Origin of the sequence: Lactococcus sp. SK2-659, assembly GCF_020218185.2 — a bacterium.
Taxonomy (GTDB): Bacteria; Bacillota; Bacilli; order Lactobacillales; family Streptococcaceae; genus Lactococcus; species Lactococcus lactis.
Genome location: NZ_JAIWQZ020000002.1, coordinates 54,740 through 73,844 on the forward strand (window position 1 = coordinate 54,740; position 19,105 = coordinate 73,844).

Below are 19,105 nucleotides of genomic sequence, written 5' to 3' on the forward strand. Positions count from 1 at the left end.
AAATTAGCACTCTTTTTATAAGAGTGCTAATTACACTATAAAAATTCTATCGCAAATTGATTTGTTCCACTATAAACCGAATCAACTGTAGATTCAGCCAACCAATATTTTCCTTTTATTGGATCAGTAACATGAAACTCATTTTTCTTTTCGTTATATCCATCTAAAATAACAGCATGCGTATTAGCTACAACCTTATAACCGTAATAATCATCGTAAGTGATATTAGGTTCAGCAAAATCAATCGTCACCCACATTTCAACTAAATGTTCTGATAAAACAGCATCTTTAATCTCGCTAATACTTTTTCCAGATAAGTCAGCAACTTGGATATTATTTTCTTGAGCAAAACTCATCAAAGCTGTGGGCCAAATCGTTGGAAAACCACCATCCGGGATGTCTTCATCAGACGTCCAAGGATTCCCAGCATAACCACTTCCTGGATCACCTCCCCAACTCACATAAGGCAAAGATTCAATCCAATCAGTAACCGTCCTACCCTGAGTTTTATCCAAATAGACCAATGCATTGTAAAAAGAAACAATTTCACATCCCTGGTAGGCTCCGATTGTCATTTGATTAACATCACCAGTTTTCATCAAAACATAATCGTACTTACCCTGACGATCAGTTTGGACAAAAGTTTTTGATGCAGATGTTAATTTTTTATCTTCTTGATTCTTAGGATTTACAATTAGAGTAAAAATAAGTAGACAGGCCACAAGAACAAATAAAATTACGATTCTTTTTTTAAAAAGTTTTTTCTTTTTAATAGTCATCTAATAAATCTTTTTTTCCCATCATAGATATTGTTCGATGTACAGTTTCAGCTTGTGCATCTATTATATTGTACTCTTTTGTCAAATCATAGGCTTCATATAAGACTGACAATTCTGTACAACCTAAAATGGTTACTTCACAATTCATTTCTGACGCGACATCAGACAAAATTTCCTTATAAAGCTCAAAATTAAGATTTCTATTTTCCTTAACTTCTTGATAAATCAAGCGATTTACCTTTTCTTGCAATTGATCATCTGGAATTACCGCTTCATACCCTTGTTCTTCCAAGGCCTCACGATAAACTCCTGTCAAAATTGTTCCTTCAGTCGCTAGCACGGCCACCCTCTTAGCTTTTGGAAAGTGATGGCTAATACTATCAACCGCAATGCGTGGCATATGTAGAATTGGAATTTCTGTTGCTTTTTGCATCTCATCAAAATAATAATGAGCCGTGTTACAAGGAACAACAAAAAATTTTGGTGAAAGTTGACTGTGGATCTTAATATCATCAATCAATTTTTCTTCTGGATTTTCCAATGAAGGATTCTTGATATAATCTGTTCGGTCAGGAATTGTCGCATGATTAACTACGATATAATTCAAATAATCTTGGTCACGATAAGCCTCTGTTCGTTCATTCAGCGTATGAATAAAACTTTCAGTCGCAAGAGTACCCATCCCCCCCAAGATTGTAAAGAAGTTTTCCATTATATCCCCCTGTCCTTCTTATTCTTAATTTTTATTTGTGAAAGTACGTTTTAAATGCCCCAATATAACGATGGAATGCATATTTCATCAAAAGATAACGTTTTGGTGAGTTATCCTTAGAATAAAATAGAGTTGTCCCATAGTTTCCTGAATTAATAAAACGACGAATTTCTTCTTTAAAACTAGGATTTACATATTTGAGCAATACTTTTTTAGGAACCCCTAACCAAAGTTTTGAACCTTTTCCATAAATTGTCTCAGTAAAAGGTTCATTGTTAATACGGTCAGCAACTAAATAACGTGTCAAATTGTAACCATTTAAAGTAACATAAAAGGAGCTTCGTCCTTGACGTAAGTTAATTTCAAAAAGTTTATAAGAGCCATCACGTGGGTCATATTTCATATCAAAATTAGCAAAGCCTGTATATTCAATTTTTTCAAGAAAATCCTGAATTTGTTGATAAACTTGTTGATTATAATCAGGCAAAATCGCCACATAATTTCCAATCGCTTTTGGACTTGGATCCTCAAGTAAGGGATGACCCAAACACATCATGCGAACTTTATGATTTTTATCTACATAAGCGTTCAGAACACGCATATTTTCATCCCCTCCAGGAATGAAATCTTGAATAATCATCTCATCAGGATAACCAGCTTCATAACAACGATGCAGCATCAACTTCATTTCTTCGTTAGATGCAATCGTGAACGCTTTTTTCTGCCCTTCAAAGTGCACATCTAAATAAGAAATAGAATTCCCTGGTTTTAAAATCATTGGATAAGGGAAAGTTAACTCATCTACTAAAGTATCTATTTCTGATTTTGGATTAACTAATACCGTTTTTGGATAAGGTAAATTATATTGTTCACAGATATTATAAAAATCAGGCTTATTTTCTAATTGACGATAAAGCGCGTAGTCAATATAAGGCACTTCAAAAAATTCCGAAAGCTCCTCACGATATTTTGAAGCAAGTAGGGCATAACCGTCCCCACAAGCTACTAAAAGATATTTCTTCTTACTGTCTTTATGTTTACTTGCAAAATCACGAAGCACCTGAATAAAAGTTTCTTCATGGTCAAAATTTTCATGAGTTTGTACTTCAACAATTTTTGAATACTTTGTTGGAGCTAATCCAGAAGCACTTAAAGCCAGAGAAGTAATTCCAAATTCTTCATGAAATGAACGAGCCATTCCATAGACGTTGATATCAGAACCTAACAAGATAGGTTGAAATTCATTTGTTTGTGACACAAAAACCTCCCTTAAAAATTAACCACAGCAGGTTTTTCACCATTATTGATGAAGTAAACATCATACCAAGTCAAGAATGAATAAATTGTCCAGAGTTTGCGACGTGCATCATTTTTATCTGCAAAGTTATCATCCAACATCTTCAAAAGTTTTTCTTGATCGAAGAATTCAGCAACAAAATCTTGTTCAAATAATTGACGAACAACTTTATAATATTTTTCTTCTCGCAACCAGTCTTTAATTGGCACTGGGAAGCCTAATTTTTTACGATTTGACCATTCTTCTGGTAAATGACGACGAGCTGCTTGGCGGAAAGCATACTTTGTATTATGTTCATTCAAAAGATATTTTGTAGGAATTTGTTCCGCTGTATGCATCAATTCAATATCAAGTAGTGGAACACGCAATTCAAGTGAGTGTGCCATTGCCATTTTATCAGCTTTAAGCAGGATATCTCCTGGCATCCATTGGTGCATATCAAGATATTGCATTTTACGAAGCTCAGAACCTTCTGGGGCCTTTTTGTAAGTTTTTCCAACAATATCTTTAACAGTTGGAGCTGCTTTAAATTCTTCTTTCAAAAGCTCTACTGATTCAGACTCATCAAATACTTTCGCTTGACCGATAAAGAAATCTTCAGCAGGCGCAAGTGATTCATAAAGATGTTTTTGACCTTTGAAATGTTTATTTTCAATACCACGAGCAATTGAGAAACGTAAAGATTTTGGTAATTTCTTCAAACCTTCTGCGAAAACACGAACCGCACGAGAATTTGTACTAAATCCATAAGACTCATAACCAGCAAAAAGCTCATCTGCACCTTCACCGCTCATTACAACACGTACATCACGTGCTGCTAATTCTGCGAGGAAAAAGAGTGGCACACAAGAAGGATTTGAATCTGGTTCATCCAAATAATATTGAATTTGTGGGAAATACTTGAACGCTTCATCTCCATGGATTTCACGAGAAGTATTGTTCAAACCAATCATATCAGTCAATTGTTTGGCTTGTTTAGATTCATTGAAAGTTCCTTGACCAAAACCAATAGAATAAGTATGTTCCGGACGAAGCGTTGAAGCAACATAACTAGAATCGACACCACTTGATACAAAAGCTCCAACTTCTACGTCAGCAAATTTATGAGCGTCAACAGAACCCAAAACAGTCTTATCAATCAAATCAATTGATTCTTCCAAACTCATATCTTTTTCATCAACTTTCATATCCCAATAAGGTTTGATATCCAAGACCCCATCTTTGTAAGTAAAGTAATGACCTTCTTTAATGCGGAAAACATTTTTAAAGAAAGTTTCATCAAGAGCAGAGTATTGGAAAGTCATGTAAGGTTTTAAAGCTTCTTTATTCAATTCTTTTTTGAAGTTTGGATGTTTCAAAAAACTTTTAATTTCTGAACCATACATGAAAGTTCCACCCATTTGAGTATAGTAAAGTGGTTTGATACCAAAATGATCCCGAGCACCAAACAATTCTTGTTTTTCTCTATCCCAAATAACAAAAGCGAACATTCCACGAAGCTTTTGAAGAAGTTCTACACCATATTCTTCATAACCATGCAAAAGAACTTCTGTATCAGCATGAGTTGTAAAATCATGACCTTTAGAGATAAGGTCCTCACGTAATTCGCGGAAGTTATAAATTTCACCGTTAAAAGTAATCAATTTACTTTTATCTTCATTAAAAATAGGTTGGTCTCCACCTTCAAGGTCAATAATACTCAAACGACGAAAGCCAATTGCAGCACCTTCATCAATAAATTCACCTGAACTACTTGGACCACGGTGAACAATAGTATTCATCATTTCTTCTAAAGTTTTTGATTTATCATTTTGATTCATCCGGTCAATAAAGCCGACAATTCCACACATTTGTATCTATCCCCTTATCATTTTTCCTTATTATTATACCACAATAATAAAAAATGATTTGACAGAAGGAAAATTATTCCCCACTATCAAATCACTATTTATATCTTTAAAATTTTTGAATTAGTTTGGCATTAAGAATGTTACACCAGCTGCACTCACGTGTGAGCGTGTATGACCCCATCCAAAGCCACTTCCACCTTCAACAACGTCAATTGTACCATCGGAATTTACCGCTGTTACAATAGCAACGTGACCATAAGGCGAACCTGCATATCCAACAAAATCAGTTGAGAATCCAGAAGCAATAACACCAGGAGCCGCACCTACTACATGGAGAACACCTTGTGCAGGGCCATTAGATGCCCATTGACCACCATTACCAGGCATGATGTTTCTGATGTAGATTCCTTGTGCAGCAAAGTGTTGCCATACGTAGTCAGTACATCCACCACCAGCATAAGGATTACCGATTGGTGTGCTATTAATACCTGATGAACTTGAACCACCAGAATTACCAGTATTTGTACTTCCACCACCATTAGAGCTATTAGAGCTTGATGAGCTATTAGAGCTTGATGAATTGCTACTTGAGCTGCTTGAATTTGATGATGTATTATTGCTACTTGTGTTTGAACTTGATGAACTTGATTGTGAAGCTTGACTAGATGAAACAGTTGAAGTTGCTTCTTCTACCGCTTTAGTTGTTGCTGCTGTAGAAGCTGCTTGAGCCTTAGCGGCCTCTTTTTGTTGTGCTTCATAAGCTGCTTGTTTTTTGGCTGCTTCTTGGGCTGCTTTTTCTGCGGCTGCTTTTTCATCTAATAAAGATTGTTTTTTATCTTGCGCAGTAGCAATTGTTGCTTGATAATTCAAAGTAGCAACTTTAAGTTCAGCTTGTTGTGAAGTCAACTCTTGAGCTTGAGAATCTAAACTTTGTGAAAGAGAAACGAACTGGTTATAGTTCTTTTTAACAGTTTCTGACTTTTGACTAAGTTCTTTTTGCTCTTTTTCTTGTTGTTCCAACATTTGTTTGTTGGCACTAGAAACTGTAGCAATCGCTGTTACTTTTTGAATAACATCTGTCAAAGATTTTGAATTAACAACAGCATCCATATAATTTGTTGCTGAGCTGTTAACTTGAGCACTACGTGCTTGAGCTTCCAATGTCTTTGTACGTTCTGCGATACTTTCATTCAATGTTGCAATTTGTGCGTTAAGCGCTTTTGCTTCACTTTCGATTTTAGCAATTTGAGCTTTTGTGCTTGCTTGTTTTTGTTGTAAGCTATCAACTTTTGATTGTAAGCTATCAACTTGTGCTTGGGCTTGAGCCTTTGCAGACTGCGCACTTGAAATTGTCGCATCTTGTTTAGCAATATCTGAATTTGTGTCAGCGTAGACCCCTGACAACGGTGCTGCAGCAGAGAGTACCACTGTAGACATTAAAATAGCTGAGATAATCTTTTTTTTCATAACTGTAATTTTTTAATTTTTCCTCCCATTAAGTTCGGTTGAATAAACATATTATACTATTCCTACCCACCCAAAATATTTCTTTATGGTTACAAAACGCTTTCTAATTGTATCTTCCGTGACTTTTCTTTAATCTGTAAAAGATTTCTAAAGGAAATTGCAAGGCTACAGCTAAGATAATATTAAGCAAAAGTGTAGGCGCTAACTGGTAAACAACAAAATTAATAAAGTTTAAATGTGCAAATCCAAAAGCTGCCATAATGATCGCACTAAAAACTTCAAAAGCCGTCACAATAATGATTGTTGTAAATAACCGTGTCCAGCGATTAGTAAATATGGTTATCTGTATATTATATATAAAAAGAGCAATAAGTGGGAACAATAAGGTCGCAATTCCATAAATCCCTAGGTAATAACTATCATATATTGCCCCCAAAACTGCCGCTAAGATGATAATATAGCTTGGTCTATGCTGAGTGACACTGTACATCAGAAATATCAAAAATAAATGACTCACTGGTACCCATGTCCCGCTGCTAAACCCTGTTAATATATGGGTAATTTGACCGTCCAAAATCATTAGTAAAAAAAGAATAATTGGACTAAAAAATTGAAATGTAAATCGACTCACTACTTAATTCCTTATATTCTAGTTGGTTTTAACAAATTAATGCTTTATTTTCTATAAGTATAATAATAATTAATACTCATTTAGCAAAAACTACTGACCGTCAATTTTGCTTTTGACCACAAAGACGAATCTGATATCATAGAGATTTGTTTCTGGTTTGATATAAACCATTTTACCAAGGCCATCACTATCTTGCTTTTCACCGATAACCTTTCCTATAAGTAAACCACTTGGTGTTCCACCTTGACTACCAGAATTCGTTCCAAGACCACTAGTAAAGACGGAATCTCCATTTTTAAATTTCCCTTGTGAGTCGATATTTTTGACTACATAAGCCTCTTGTTGGGAATCATAGCTGCTCAAAATGCCATAAATAGGTGAGCCGTCACTTTCAATTCTTACAGGAATTTTATTATCAATTCCTTTAGAAGAACTCAAAAGTGCAACTTTTGAACTATTTTTATTCACTTGAGTTACTCGACCAACAACGCCACCATTTGCCATAACAATCATGCCTGTTGTCAAGCCATCCTTACTACCGCTATCAATCACTAGTGTATCATTCCATGAAGAAGGCTCACGAGTAATCACATTTGCAGCAACCGTTTGATAATCAGTTAAAGTTTCTTGGAGTTTCAAAGCTTTTTTCAACTCTTTATTTTCTGACTCAAGGCCGCTTAATTTATTATCATCATCTTTTGACTTTGCCAATTGTGTTTTTAAACTTTGGTTTTGTTGGTAGGTATCCATCAGATTCGACAATTCATTAGCCTTGTCTTGAACAAAGTGGATAGGTGCCACAAGTACTCTGTCAACAAAACTTGTCCCATCATTAATGGTTTGAGTCATTGCTGACGGATTACGGTTAGACTTAAAATTTTTGGCAGAGATAAAAATTGCTGACATCGCTGCAATAATGATAATGAGTGCAATAATAATAAGCTTACTTAAGTTAATTTTTTTCACTATTCTATGTTCCCTTCGGTAATATGTTTCAAACTCTCTAAATTAAATTTGAAAGCTCTGTGATTTCACATAGCCCTTTGCATAAGCAAAAGCAATTCTTATATCGTTTATCTCTTTGAACTAATCTTCACTTTCAATCCGATAGTCGTATAAGTTCTTCTTACTCGTACCTTATTTTATCAAATTTGACAGAATTTTGATAGAATAGTAGTAATAAATTTCTGTAAGCGGTTTTTAACTATTTTAAAATAGTTATGTTTATCATAATAATCAGTATTGGGGAGAATTTTTTATGAATCATATTCCAGTTTTCGGTGAAAAAAATGAAGAGAAAAATTATCAGGCAAGATATGGTGTCTATTCGATTGTCGCAAGAGAGAATAAAGAAATTTGTCTCGTCCAGGCACCCAATGGAGCTTATTTTCTTCCTGGGGGAGAAATTGAAGCGGGGGAAGATCAAGAAAAAGCACTTCATCGTGAACTCATGGAAGAGTTAGGAGCTACCGCTGAAATTGGAGAATTTTTAGGGCAAGCAGATGAATATTTTTATAGTTCGCATCGTGATAAATATTATTATAATCCCGCCTATATTTATAATACTAAGAATGTCCGCTTTGATTACAAACCTCTCGAAGATTTTAACCATATTAGCTGGTTTGACCCAGAAACAGCTATTAGTAAACTCAAACGTGGCTCTCATAAATGGGGAGTTCAAGAGTGGTTAAAGAAATAAAAAATCGTCTGATTGACGATTTTTTATTTACTTATTTATTATTCTTACGCCTTCGTTGCCAGCAACAATCACTTTTTTAACCATGTTATTAAAGAGGCCGTGTTCAACAACTCCAACCATTAAATCAAGCTCTTCAGCAAGTTTTTCTGGTTCTTTAATTTGAGAGATATGAAGGTCAATAATAAAGTGATGCATATCCGTTATCAATCTCTCGTTTTCCTCATTTAGACGCCAAGTTGGAGCATAACCAGCCTCTTCAAATTTTTTAAAAACTTGTCGTGAGCCATAAGGAATAACTTCTACAGGAATTTTAAAGGAGCCTAGATTTTCTGATAATTTACTTTCATCAACAATCCAAATATAGTCTTTTGAATAGGTTGCAACAATTTTTTCCATTAGAAGTGCTGCTCCACCACCTTTAATACCATTTAGTGAAGAATCAATTTCATCTGCGCCATCAACTGTTAAATCAACATAATCTACTTCGTCAATAGAGGCTAAAGGAATTCCAAGAGCTCTGGCTTGGCTACTTGTTACATTAGACGTTGTTACACCCGTAATTTCCAATTGTTCTTCGGAAATTCTTCGACCCAATTCTTCGACAAAATAGGCTGCTGTTGACCCAGTTCCTAAACCAACGACCATTCCCGATTTAACAAATTCAGCCGCTTTTATGCCGACTTGTTTTTTTAAATTATCCATTTTACCTCCTTGAATACTTTGATATCATGCTGACCTAATTATAACAAAAAAGCTACCTAAAGTAGCTTTTTTATCTGTTTATATTAACTAATATATTCTTCCAAATATTGAGGATTATAAATCATGATCTTATTATCAATCACATCAATTACTTTCTCATCCTTTAAATCGTGGAGAATACGATTGACACTGTTTCTTGTAGAAATACCACAGAAGCCTGCAATATCCTCATTAGTAACTGTGAAATCAATCAAAATTCCATCTTTCTTACGAATGCCAAAATCATCAATTAAACTATGGAGACAAGCACAAACTGCTCCTTTTTTACCATTAATTGTCATTTTTTGAAGAATTTCTAAATTAAGTGCCAATCTTCTTTTATAAAAATCATCAACAACTCTAAATAAATTTAAATCTTCGCGTACCCAATCCCAAAAATCGCTCCGCGAAATTTTATAAAAATTAGCCGTTGGAGATTCTACTCTGACATTAAATAATGCTGAGATTCCATCATTTTGTTTTTCTTCCAATAAAGAAACAAAATCTGGCTGCGCAACATACGCGATATTAAATTCACGACCATCTCTTAAAATATTGCTAATCTTCGCTACACCATCTTTAAGGACATAGATATATTCTGACTCAATTCCTTGATACATAATATAGCTATGCTTTTTACGTGTTACGACACTGACTTTTTTTTGCTCTAGTGTATTGATTAGATATTCAATGTTTACGTTTGCCATTTCTTCCATCTTGTTAAAACTCATCTACTCGCTAATTTGTTCATTTATTCGCCTATATAAGGCTGTAGCCATTTTATTATATCATTTTTTATGTAAATCATTAAAATCAAACTTTAGAACTTGATTTTTGATGTTTACCATGAATGAGATAGTATATAATCCAAACAATTACAACTGCGGGAGCACTGTACAGATACAAATTTCTGAAACCAAGCATACCATTTCCAAGCATTGGAATAATTGCTCCAAGAACAATAGGTCCTCCACCAACACCTAAATCTAAAAATCCAAAGAAGGTAGACGTTGCAACACCGATACGATCTTTACTTGAATCACGAATAGCAATTGCTTGACCAAATGGTGCAACACCACCGTAACCAAGACCGAAGGCTCCACCAGCAATTAATAAGACAACAAAGCCAATAGCTGGACTGAAGAAACCGGCTAAGCCAACAAGAAGCATTGCCACTGCAAAGAAAATAAATGTTGGATTGAAAATCCAGTTATCCCCTTTAGTATCGAATAAACGACCTGTGAATGGACGTGAAACAAAGATTAATACGGCATACATCGTGAAGAACAATGATCCCGCAAGTGGAATTTTAAGATCTGTTGAAAATGAACCCATTCCTGTTAAAATAGCTGAGTCAATAAATCCGGCTAAAAAGGCAATAATTGAAATAGGGAGGGCCGATTTTTCAATATATCGTTCGACACCTTTAGGCTCATGCGCCAGGGCATAGGCACGCTCTTCTGCAGAAAATTCTTTGACACGAACAAAGAAAATTAATATGAAGGTAATAACCAACAAACCAAGAGCAATTCCAAGTAAAGAACCAAAACCAAGTGAAGAGTAAATCATGATTGAAAGGGCAGGACCAACTGCAGCTGCCAAGGTAACAGATAAAGCGTAGTAACCAATCCCTTCACCACGACGTGAAGCAGGGACAACATGTCCTGCAATTGTCCCTGAGGCTGTTGCACCAATCCCAAAACCTGCTCCTTGAATCACTCGAATCAAAAAGAGTAAGGGAATATTAGTTGTCAAATAATAACCAAAAGTTAAAACAAGAAAAATAAGTCCACCAATATAGAGCAATCGCTTCATTCCGATACGTGTGATATTAATCCCCGTCCAAACTCGACCAATAAGGGCTCCAATAACAAAAACGCTTGATAAAGAAAGACTAACAACTGTTGATTGATGAAGTTGTTGAAGCGCATAAGTCCCTATTGAGGAGGTTAAGACATAAAAAACAATATAAAATAAAAAACTAATAAGCGTGTTAATAACGAAAGTAGGAGTAAAAATACTTTCTTTTTTCATGATTTTTTCCATTTCTAAGTAAAAGAGTCTCTGCTCTTTTTATGAGTGACTAAGTAAGACTATTATTTTCTAACGATGAGTGTATTGCATGTGGCATGATTAACAATATAAGATGCAACTGAACCAACAACTACACGCTCTATATAACTAATCCCTGTTGCGCCAATTACAATCAAATCAACATTTTCTTGCTTAGGAATTTTTGTTGCCATTGCTACTTTAGGTGAGCCATATTCCAAAAGTGTTCTAACATTTGTTAGTCCTTCATCCAATGCTTCCTTAGCAAATTGTTGCAATAAAAGTTTTGTTCCATTTTCATGCTGTTCTTCGGCAATTGTGTCGTAAGTATTCACGGCAAGAAATGAACGTTTTTCAATAACGTTGGCTAAGATGAGCTCAGCGTCATTGCGCTTAGCAACTCTAACTGCTTCATCAAACGCTTTAAGTGATTCTGCTGAACCATCCATACCAACTAAAATTCTTGAATATTTTTGTTCCATGCTAACTGTCCTTATCTAATTAACCGATAGCTGAGATATTTCTTACTTCAAAAGCAAATTTTCCATCTTCAGTTTTTATAAAACCGTGGTGATTTGAAACAAATTCAATTGCTTCATCCATGTTAACGAAGTCTTGAATGACACTGCGTACTTTAGTATCGCCTACATAGTTTGGTGTTGAATTTTCTTCATATGAAGAAAGTCCTTTAAATTCAAATTTCATTTCGAAATTCCTTTCTTAATTAACAATAATTTCTATTTTTGAGAAACGGGAATCTTGTTGTTCTCAAATGTTTTTAAGTTACTCAATTATTTTAAACAAAAGCGATACGAAGCGCGACCACAATTTTTGATACCAAGCATTGATATCTATCATTGATAACATTTGTTACTCTTTATATAAAAAAATACTGACAGATTTGTCAGTATTTAATCTTTATTCTTTAATAAGCTTGAGCAGTTTCCATTTCTGACTCTCTTTCTGATTCTTCGACTGAATTGGAAGTAGTGTTCATTCTCTTTTTAGCCGTGGTCATCATTAAACGAATCCGATTCAATTGATTGACCGCAGAAACTCCTGGGTCATAATCAATGGGAGCGAGATTGGCTCCTGGGTACTGACGACGAAGTTCTTTCATCATTCCTTTACCAACGATATGGTTAGGAAGACAACCAAATGGTTGAAGACAAATGATATTGTTCACCCCTTTTTGCAAGAGTTCAATCATTTCGCCAGTGAGGAACCAACCCTCACCAGTATGATTCCCAATTGAAATCACTTCTTCAGTTGATGCTGCAATATCATAAATTGATTCAATAGAATCAAAGCGTTTTGAGGCTTTCAAGGCTTTATTCATTGGTTTTTCCAACATATTAATAATACCAATGAAAGTTTTAGCCATGAGTTTATTTTTCTTACTAAAGCCAATCTCATCTGCTTTCCAGATTTGATTGTACAAGCTATAGTTCATGAAGCCAATTAAATCAAGAACAACTGCTTCGCCACCCTCTCCTTCAATTATTGACACAATATCATCATTTGCTGTTTTACTATATTTAACCAAAATTTCACCGACAACACCCACTCGTGGTTTTTGAATATCCAAAAGTTCAATTTGGTCAAATTCAGCAACAATTTTTTTCATGTTACGATTAAATTCAAAAATTGATCCAGATTCTACATTTTTCCGAGCTTTTTCTAACCATTTCGCATGTAATTCATTGACAGAACCTTCAATGGCTTCATATGGTCGAGTGCGATAAACGACTCTTTCAAATAAATCTCCATAAAGAACTGCAATCATAAAGCGTGTTAAAAGTGGAACTGTGAATTTAAATCCTTTTTCTGTTCCTTGATTACCCATTGATAGGGAAACAACAGGTACTTGTGGGAAACCTGCATCAATTAGGGCTTTACGCAATAAAGGAATATAGTTTGTTGCGCGACATCCCCCACCTGTTTGAGTCATCATGACCGAAGTATTATCAAGGTCATATTCTCCTGACTGAAGAGCTTCAATGAGCTGACCTATTGTAATAATCGCTGGATAACATGAGTCATTATTAACAAATTTCAACCCATTATTGACAGAAGTATTGCTTTCCGGTAGAGAAACGACATTATATCCCGCAGCGGCAAAAGCTGTATCTAATAGCCCTTCTTGGTGAATTGGTGACAACATTGGTAAAAGAAGAGTGTGTTTTTTAGCCATTTCTTTTGTGAAAGCTGGTGTTTCTTGTACTAATTCGTGAACTTCGGTGCTTGCTTCAATATTATGACGCACGCGCTCTGAAACTGCTGCTTTCAGACTACGTAAACGAATCCGAACAGCTCCCATGTTTGATCCTTCGTCAATTTTCAAGACGGTATAAAGCTTATTGTGTCCACGCATGATTTCTTCTACTTGGTCTGTCGTTACGGCATCAAGACCACAACCAAAGGAATTAAGTTGAACAAGTTCTAGATTTTTATTTTTACAAACAACATTTGCAGCTGCATAAAGGCGGCTATGGTAAACCCATTGATTAACCACACGCAGACCAGAAACTTCGGCTAAATGACTAATAGAATCCTCAGTCAAAACGTGGAAACCTTCTTGAGTGATGATGTCAGCAATTCCATGATTGATTTCTGGGTCCAAATGATAGGGACGTCCAGCGAGAACAATGGCTTTTTCATTATTTAAATTAATTTGCATGAGCAGCTCTTCTGCTTTAAGGCGCAAATCTTCTTTAAATTTATCCATTTCTTCAAAGCCATGTTGGACAGCAGCTTGTACTTCCGTAAGATTGACAGAAATCCCTTGGGCGGTTAAAGCCTTATGAACATTAACAGCTACTCCTTCCGGATTGGCTAGATTAATGAAAGGATGAAGATAATTAACTTGCCCTTCACGAATTTCATCGATATTATTTTTAAGAACTTCAGGGTAAGATTGCACAATCGGACAGTTAAAATGGTTTTGAGCATTTTTTTGTTCTTCTTGTTCAAAAAGGACAGATGGATAGAAGATATTTGGAACGCCCTGCTTAATCAAAGCCATAATATGTCCATGACTCATTTTGGCTGGATAGCATACCGTATCTGAAGGAATGGTTTCAATTCCTTCTTCAAAGAGTTCTTTATCAGAGCGAGGGCTTAAAACAACACGGAATCCAAGATCTGTCAGCATCGTGTGCCAAAGCGGATAGTTTTCATACATATTGAGTACACGTGGTATCCCAATTTCTCCTCTGGTTTGTTTTTTCTTGCTTAAGCTATGGTAACGGAAAAGTTTTTTATACTTGTAATCAACTAAGTTAACTTTTTTATCTTTTTTAGCGACTTTAACTTTTGTAGCTTTTTCGGCACCACGTTCGCAACGGTTCCCAGTTACAAACTTATTCCCATCATTGAAGACCGTTAGGGTCATTTTACAGTTATTTTCGCAAAGACCACAGACCATAAATTCTTTATGAGTTGTGAATTTTTCTAATTCATCAAGTTTTAGAATTTCTGATTCTTTATTTGCTTCTTGGTTATCTAGGGAAATCAAAGCACAACCATAAGCTCCCATTAGTCCAGCGATACTTGGACGAACCACTTCGCGCTCAGAAATTTTTTCAAAAGCACGTAGAACGGCTTCATTGTAAAAAGTTCCCCCTTGAACAACGATTTTCTTACCAAGTTCTTCTGGACGTTTTACTTTTATAACTTTATAGAGGGCATTTTTAATGACACTGTATGAAAGGCCTGCGGATATATCTCCAACAGTCGCTCCTTCTTTTTGAACTTGTTTTACTTTTGAGTTCATGAAGACGGTACAACGAGAACCCAAGTTAACTGGATGCTCAGCCAAAAGTGCTTTTTGTGAAAATTCACGAACATCATGTTTTAGTGAATGGGCAAAGGTTTCAATGAATGAACCACAACCTGATGAACAAGCTTCATTAAGTTGAATACTTGATAGAGCGCCATCACGAATCCGCATAGCTTTCATATCTTGTCCACCAATATCAAGAATGAAATCTACTCCTGGATTGAAATAATCAGCGGCCTTATAATGAGCCATTGTTTCAACTTCACCATAATCAACATGAAGTCCTGCTTTAATCAGGTGTTCTCCATAACCCGTTACTGTTGATTTTGCAATATAGACGTCCGCTGGAAGTTTAGCATAGACATCTTTTAAAATATTAATGACAGATTCAAGCGGTTCTCCATTGTTAGAACCATAATGGTCATAAAGAATATTTCCTTCATCATCAATAAGAACAACTTTTGTTGTGGTTGAGCCGGCATCAATTCCTAAGAAGGCAGCTCCATGATGTTCAGACAGGTTCTTATAGTTAGCCGTTGCTTTGGCATGACGCATCCGAAATTCATCAAGTTCTGCTTGATTTTCAAAAAGTTTATCCATTGTATCTTGTGGAATTAAGCTGTCTGAATCATCATTTTCTAAACTATGAATTAAATCAGTTGCTGTTTTCTGACTTGTTTCTTCATAGAGCGCAGCTCCCATTGCCACAAAAAGTTGTGGATTTTCTGGGAAGATAATATTTTCTTCTTTTAAATCCAAGGTTTCGATGAAACGTTTGCGTAATTCACTCATAAAGAAAAGCGGACCGCCTAGAAAGGCTACATTTCCTTTGATTTTTCGCCCACTTGCTAAACCTGCAATGGTTTGATTGACAACGGCTTGAAAAATACTAGCAGCAATATCTTCACGACGCACTCCTTCATTTAACAGCGGTTGAACGTCGGTCTTGGCAAAAACGCCACAGCGTGATGCTATCGGATAGAGTTTTTCGTAGTTTTTAGCTAACTCATTGACACCATTGGCATCAACTTTCAAAAGGGCTGCCATTTGGTCAATGAAAGCACCTGTCCCACCGGCACATGTTCCGTTCATACGTAATTCTTGAGTCCCGTTATCAAAAAAGGTCATCTTGGCATCTTCACCACCCAGCTCAATCATCACGTCTGTTTGGGGAATGAATTTTTCAATGGTAATTGATGAAGCGATAACTTCTTGAACAAAAGGAACATCAATAACTTCCGCAAGTCCCATTCCTCCTGAGCCGGTAATGGCTAGTTCTAGATTTAAATCTCCATGTTCTTCTATAAAATCTTTGAATACTTTGATAGTTGCTGCTTTCACATCTGAAAAATGGCGCTCATAGCGTGAGAAAATGAGCTTAAAATTTTCGTCAAAAACGACGAGTTTTACTGTGGTTGATCCAACGTCAATCCCTGTTTTATAAATTTGTGTCAAGATGGTCTCCTAGTTATGTGAGAAATATCACTTGAACAAGTCCGCTAAGCTCTTAATATTTTTTCGGCAAGTTAAATTTGAAATCTAACTTATCTTTTGGACGCAGAATTTTGATAAAAAGTAATTTAGACGGTCTGTTGCTTATCTTATTATATGTTCATTTTATCATTTGTCATAAGAAAAGCAACCAGCAAAAAGGGCGTGGTTGTCATATAAACGACAATTCAAAACAAGCTGTTGATTATGTTAAAAGACTTTGACATCGAATGACAAAATCTTTTGACTAAATTCTTTAATGACTTTAATCTAATTTTTGATTATAATGGAGTTAAATAGTACAATGTGAAAAATTAGACAAAACAGTCTATCGGGACTGGGTCTTTTTGAAACTGGAAAGATGGTTTTTTATGGTTAAATCAGATGATTTACGTGTGAAACGAACGAGAAAATTGATTAGTCAGGCTTTTTTTGGTTTGTTACGCAAGAAAAAATTTGAAAAGATTTCAATTCAAGAAATTGCCGATTCAGCCATGATTAATCGGGCAACTTTTTATGCTCATTATGCTGACAAACAAGATTTATATGATAGTTTGATTGACCAATTTTTAGCTAGCTTCACTGGCATTTTAGATGAACAAAATTTGGTCGATGGTAACAATGTTCATGTCAAAGAAATTGAAACTGTTCTGAGTCGCTTTTATGAATTTGTTAAGGACAAACCAGAGGTTGCACAAATGATTACTGACAGAGCGCATGATCAACGGTTAAAAAATCGATTTCTGGAGATTTTATCTGAACGCTATACCGAGTTATTTGAAAAACTGGAAGTTAGAGAAAAAGATGTTGTGGTTCCCAATGATTTTGTAATTTCTTATATCAGCTCGATTTTGGTGGGAACTTTAGACTGGTGGGTTAGCACTTCTACACAAATGTCTGCTCGAGATTTTGCTCATTTGATTATCAAATTAATTTCTAATGGTCATTTAACCGTCCTTGGGGTCAATATTAATCGCGAAAATTAAAAAAGTTACTGATGGAACTTCTAGGATAGCCGTTGTTTTTCAACTTACGGATACCTTCAAATTTTCATCAGTAACTTTTTATTTTTTCAAATTTTCTATTTCTTCGGTTGTTAAAGGACGATAGGCTCCTAGCGCTAAATCTGAATCTAATGCTAAATTGCCCATCCGAATGCGTTTGAGATAGAGAACGTACATTTCAACAGCTTCAAACATCCGTTTGACTTGATGAAATTTTCCTTCATGAATAATCACACGAATTTCACTAATCCAGCCAGATTGACTCTCTCCTTTGTAAATACTTTCAATGAATAATTCTCCTGGTCGTGCTTTTTCTCCATTTTTTAGAGTCAAGCCCTCAGCAAATTTATTGACAATTTCGTCAGTAACTTTTCCATCAATTCGCGCAAAGTATTCTTTTTCAACATGCTTTTTGGGTTGAGTTAAATCATGTCCCAATGCTCCGTCATTCGTTAAAATTAAAAGTCCCTCAGTATTTTTATCTAAACGTCCGACTGGAAAAATATCCTCACGAAAATCTTTTTCCGATAATAATTGAACAACTGTCTTAAAAAGATTATCTTTTGTTGCAGAAACAAGACCTTGCGGTTTATTTAATAAGTAATAATAATATTCTTGGTAATCTAAAATCTCACCATCAAAGACGACTTGTCTAGAATTCTTGTCTACTTGAAACCTGCCGTCTCGCTGAACTTTCCCAGCAACCGTCACGCGCCCTTTTTTCAATAGAATTTTGACTTCACTACGGCTTCCGAGGCCACTTTCTGCTAAAAATTTATCTAGTCTCATGTCTTTTATTATATCAGATTTTGCTGACAGGTCTGTCAGTAAAATAATGAAAAAAAAGTTACTGACAGAATTAAAAAAATTACTGACAGAATTTCTGTCAGTAATTTTTCTCATTCTTATTCTCCATAAATATCTGCATCTGTCAGCTTAAAAATAATCATTGTTTCTGGTGGATATGCTGCCAATTGATTGGCAAAACTGTCATCATCATCTTTTTTGACTTTTGCTTTGATATTAATGGTCACTTTTTGATGTTCTTCAACAAGTGCGTCATAAAGTGTTTTTAAATCGGCAATATCTTGGCTGCTGGCTTTGGGTAAAATCGTATATTTGGTGTAATCTTTATCAAACCAAGAACCTTCTTTTTCAAAATCAACTGATGAATTTTCACGAATTTGCAATTTAGCTGAGATATCATAATCATAATCTTGCTGTTCAATCATTTTAGCAATTTTTACCATTGATTCATAATCACCACTTGCTTTTAATTTCAAAGTGGCTTTATAAGGAATCCCAGCAAGCTCTAAGCGACCCGCAATCATAAATGGGTCTGGCTCAGTTCCCTTGTCATCAAGTTGAGGTGGAGCAAAATTGACTGAGATTGAATAACCTTTTGTCAGTAATTGCTCATATTGCGTGATGACTTCTTCTAATTCGAGTCCATCAATAAACTCATTAAATGTACGCTCAGTGAGTTTGTTATTTTCAGCGGCTTCTTCTTTTGGATAGATAATTTTTACTTGATAGGTCATATCTACTATTATATCAAGATGTGAGCATAAATTGGGAAAATGCGAAGAAAAAATAGAAAA

The 19,105-nt window shown here is 35.3% G+C and carries 17 protein-coding genes; 2 read left to right on the forward strand and 15 right to left on the reverse strand.

The annotated features are described in order from the left end of the window. Positions 1 to 35: 35 nt before the first annotated feature. From LDP15_RS07380 to mreC, 7 genes are all read right to left on the reverse strand, one after another. A complete protein-coding gene (locus LDP15_RS07380; RefSeq protein ID WP_225513535.1) occupies positions 36 to 779 on the reverse strand; it encodes a C39 family peptidase in 744 nt (247 codons plus the stop codon). Continuing rightward, positions 769 to 1,491: an aspartate/glutamate racemase family protein gene (locus LDP15_RS07385; RefSeq protein WP_015427226.1), complete on the reverse strand. Its 723-nt coding sequence runs from the start codon at positions 1,489 to 1,491 to the stop codon at positions 769 to 771. Before LDP15_RS07385 ends, LDP15_RS07380 begins: the two co-directional genes overlap by 11 nt. 31 nt (positions 1,492 to 1,522) lie before the next feature. Further along, complete coding sequence (locus tag LDP15_RS07390; protein ID WP_010906398.1) at positions 1,523 to 2,749, reverse strand: carboxylate--amine ligase; 1,227 nt, start codon at positions 2,747 to 2,749, stop codon at positions 1,523 to 1,525. A gap of 11 nt (positions 2,750 to 2,760) precedes the next feature. After that, positions 2,761 to 4,638: an asparagine synthase (glutamine-hydrolyzing) gene (gene asnB, locus LDP15_RS07395; protein WP_015427227.1), complete on the reverse strand. Its 1,878-nt coding sequence runs from the start codon at positions 4,636 to 4,638 to the stop codon at positions 2,761 to 2,763. Between the two features lie 120 nt (positions 4,639 to 4,758). After that, complete coding sequence (locus tag LDP15_RS07400) at positions 4,759 to 6,105, reverse strand: CHAP domain-containing protein (protein ID WP_015427228.1); 1,347 nt, start codon at positions 6,103 to 6,105, stop codon at positions 4,759 to 4,761. Positions 6,106 to 6,208: 103 nt separating this feature from the next. Continuing rightward, positions 6,209 to 6,736 (reverse strand): rod shape-determining protein MreD, encoded by a 528-nt coding sequence (gene mreD, locus LDP15_RS07405; protein ID WP_015427229.1) that lies wholly within the window; start codon positions 6,734 to 6,736, stop codon positions 6,209 to 6,211. 90 nt (positions 6,737 to 6,826) lie between these two features. Continuing rightward, positions 6,827 to 7,702, reverse strand: coding sequence for a rod shape-determining protein MreC (gene mreC / locus LDP15_RS07410; RefSeq protein ID WP_003132018.1), 876 nt, complete (start codon positions 7,700 to 7,702; stop codon positions 6,827 to 6,829). Between the two features lie 292 nt (positions 7,703 to 7,994). On the opposite strand from mreC, the gene LDP15_RS07415 reads away from it, so the two are divergent. Further along, positions 7,995 to 8,435, forward strand: coding sequence for an NUDIX hydrolase (locus LDP15_RS07415; RefSeq protein ID WP_015427230.1), 441 nt, complete (start codon positions 7,995 to 7,997; stop codon positions 8,433 to 8,435). Between the two features lie 27 nt (positions 8,436 to 8,462). On the opposite strand, the gene rpiA is transcribed toward LDP15_RS07415, so the two are convergent. The 6 genes from rpiA to LDP15_RS07445 all read right to left on the reverse strand — a co-directional run bounded on the left by rpiA (position 8,463) and on the right by LDP15_RS07445 (position 16,455). After that, positions 8,463 to 9,137 carry a ribose-5-phosphate isomerase RpiA gene (gene rpiA / locus LDP15_RS07420; RefSeq protein ID WP_015427231.1) on the reverse strand — a complete coding sequence of 225 codons (675 nt, stop codon included), beginning with the start codon at positions 9,135 to 9,137 and terminating at the stop codon, positions 8,463 to 8,465. Positions 9,138 to 9,220: 83 nt separating this feature from the next. After that, a complete protein-coding gene (locus tag LDP15_RS07425; protein ID WP_012898712.1) occupies positions 9,221 to 9,907 on the reverse strand; it encodes a Crp/Fnr family transcriptional regulator in 687 nt (228 codons plus the stop codon). A gap of 82 nt (positions 9,908 to 9,989) precedes the next feature. After that, complete coding sequence (locus LDP15_RS07430; RefSeq protein ID WP_010906404.1) at positions 9,990 to 11,210, reverse strand: MFS transporter; 1,221 nt, start codon at positions 11,208 to 11,210, stop codon at positions 9,990 to 9,992. A 62-nt stretch (positions 11,211 to 11,272) separates the two neighbouring features. Beyond that, entirely contained in the window at positions 11,273 to 11,710 is a 438-nt protein-coding gene (locus tag LDP15_RS07435) for a universal stress protein (RefSeq protein WP_003132028.1), read from the reverse strand. Between the two features lie 19 nt (positions 11,711 to 11,729). Next, positions 11,730 to 11,933: a hypothetical protein gene (locus LDP15_RS07440; protein WP_003132029.1), complete on the reverse strand. Its 204-nt coding sequence runs from the start codon at positions 11,931 to 11,933 to the stop codon at positions 11,730 to 11,732. A 220-nt stretch (positions 11,934 to 12,153) separates the two neighbouring features. Next, entirely contained in the window at positions 12,154 to 16,455 is a 4,302-nt protein-coding gene (locus LDP15_RS07445; RefSeq protein ID WP_042230805.1) for a 2-hydroxyacyl-CoA dehydratase, read from the reverse strand. A gap of 416 nt (positions 16,456 to 16,871) precedes the next feature. Here LDP15_RS07445 and LDP15_RS07450 point away from each other — a divergent pair, with 416 nt between their 5' ends. Then, positions 16,872 to 17,486 carry a TetR/AcrR family transcriptional regulator gene (locus LDP15_RS07450; protein ID WP_015427233.1) on the forward strand — a complete coding sequence of 205 codons (615 nt, stop codon included), beginning with the start codon at positions 16,872 to 16,874 and terminating at the stop codon, positions 17,484 to 17,486. Positions 17,487 to 17,564: 78 nt separating this feature from the next. Here the strand turns inward: LDP15_RS07450 and LDP15_RS07455 are convergent, their stop codons facing one another. Both LDP15_RS07455 and LDP15_RS07460 read right to left on the reverse strand, forming a co-directional pair. Further along, positions 17,565 to 18,293: a pseudouridine synthase gene (locus LDP15_RS07455; RefSeq protein ID WP_042230807.1), complete on the reverse strand. Its 729-nt coding sequence runs from the start codon at positions 18,291 to 18,293 to the stop codon at positions 17,565 to 17,567. A gap of 116 nt (positions 18,294 to 18,409) precedes the next feature. Continuing rightward, positions 18,410 to 19,045, reverse strand: a complete 636-nt coding sequence (locus LDP15_RS07460; RefSeq protein ID WP_003132036.1) for a hypothetical protein — start codon at positions 19,043 to 19,045, stop codon at positions 18,410 to 18,412. Between the last annotated feature and the right edge of the window lie 60 nt (positions 19,046 to 19,105).

Bases quoted from the DNA above. Each gene is read 5' to 3' on its own strand.
- LDP15_RS07430 (WP_010906404.1), bottom strand. From the start codon at position 11,210: ATGAAAAAAGAAAGTATTTTTACTCCTACTTTCGTTATTAACACGCTT.
- LDP15_RS07455 (WP_042230807.1), bottom strand. From the start codon at position 18,293: ATGAGACTAGATAAATTTTTAGCAGAAAGTGGCCTCGGAAGCCGTAGT.
- rpiA (WP_015427231.1), bottom strand. From the start codon at position 9,137: ATGGATAATTTAAAAAAACAAGTCGGCATAAAAGCGGCTGAATTTGTT.
- LDP15_RS07435 (WP_003132028.1), bottom strand. From the start codon at position 11,710: ATGGAACAAAAATATTCAAGAATTTTAGTTGGTATGGATGGTTCAGCA.
- asnB (WP_015427227.1), bottom strand. From the start codon at position 4,638: ATGTGTGGAATTGTCGGCTTTATTGACCGGATGAATCAAAATGATAAA.
- LDP15_RS07425 (WP_012898712.1), bottom strand. From the start codon at position 9,907: ATGAGTTTTAACAAGATGGAAGAAATGGCAAACGTAAACATTGAATAT.
- LDP15_RS07400 (WP_015427228.1), bottom strand. From the start codon at position 6,105: ATGAAAAAAAAGATTATCTCAGCTATTTTAATGTCTACAGTGGTACTC.
- LDP15_RS07380 (WP_225513535.1), bottom strand. From the start codon at position 779: ATGACTATTAAAAAGAAAAAACTTTTTAAAAAAAGAATCGTAATTTTA.
- LDP15_RS07440 (WP_003132029.1), bottom strand. From the start codon at position 11,933: ATGAAATTTGAATTTAAAGGACTTTCTTCATATGAAGAAAATTCAACA.
- LDP15_RS07385 (WP_015427226.1), bottom strand. From the start codon at position 1,491: ATGGAAAACTTCTTTACAATCTTGGGGGGGATGGGTACTCTTGCGACT.
- LDP15_RS07450 (WP_015427233.1), top strand. From the start codon at position 16,872: ATGGTTAAATCAGATGATTTACGTGTGAAACGAACGAGAAAATTGATT.
- LDP15_RS07460 (WP_003132036.1), bottom strand. From the start codon at position 19,045: ATGACCTATCAAGTAAAAATTATCTATCCAAAAGAAGAAGCCGCTGAA.
- LDP15_RS07415 (WP_015427230.1), top strand. From the start codon at position 7,995: ATGAATCATATTCCAGTTTTCGGTGAAAAAAATGAAGAGAAAAATTAT.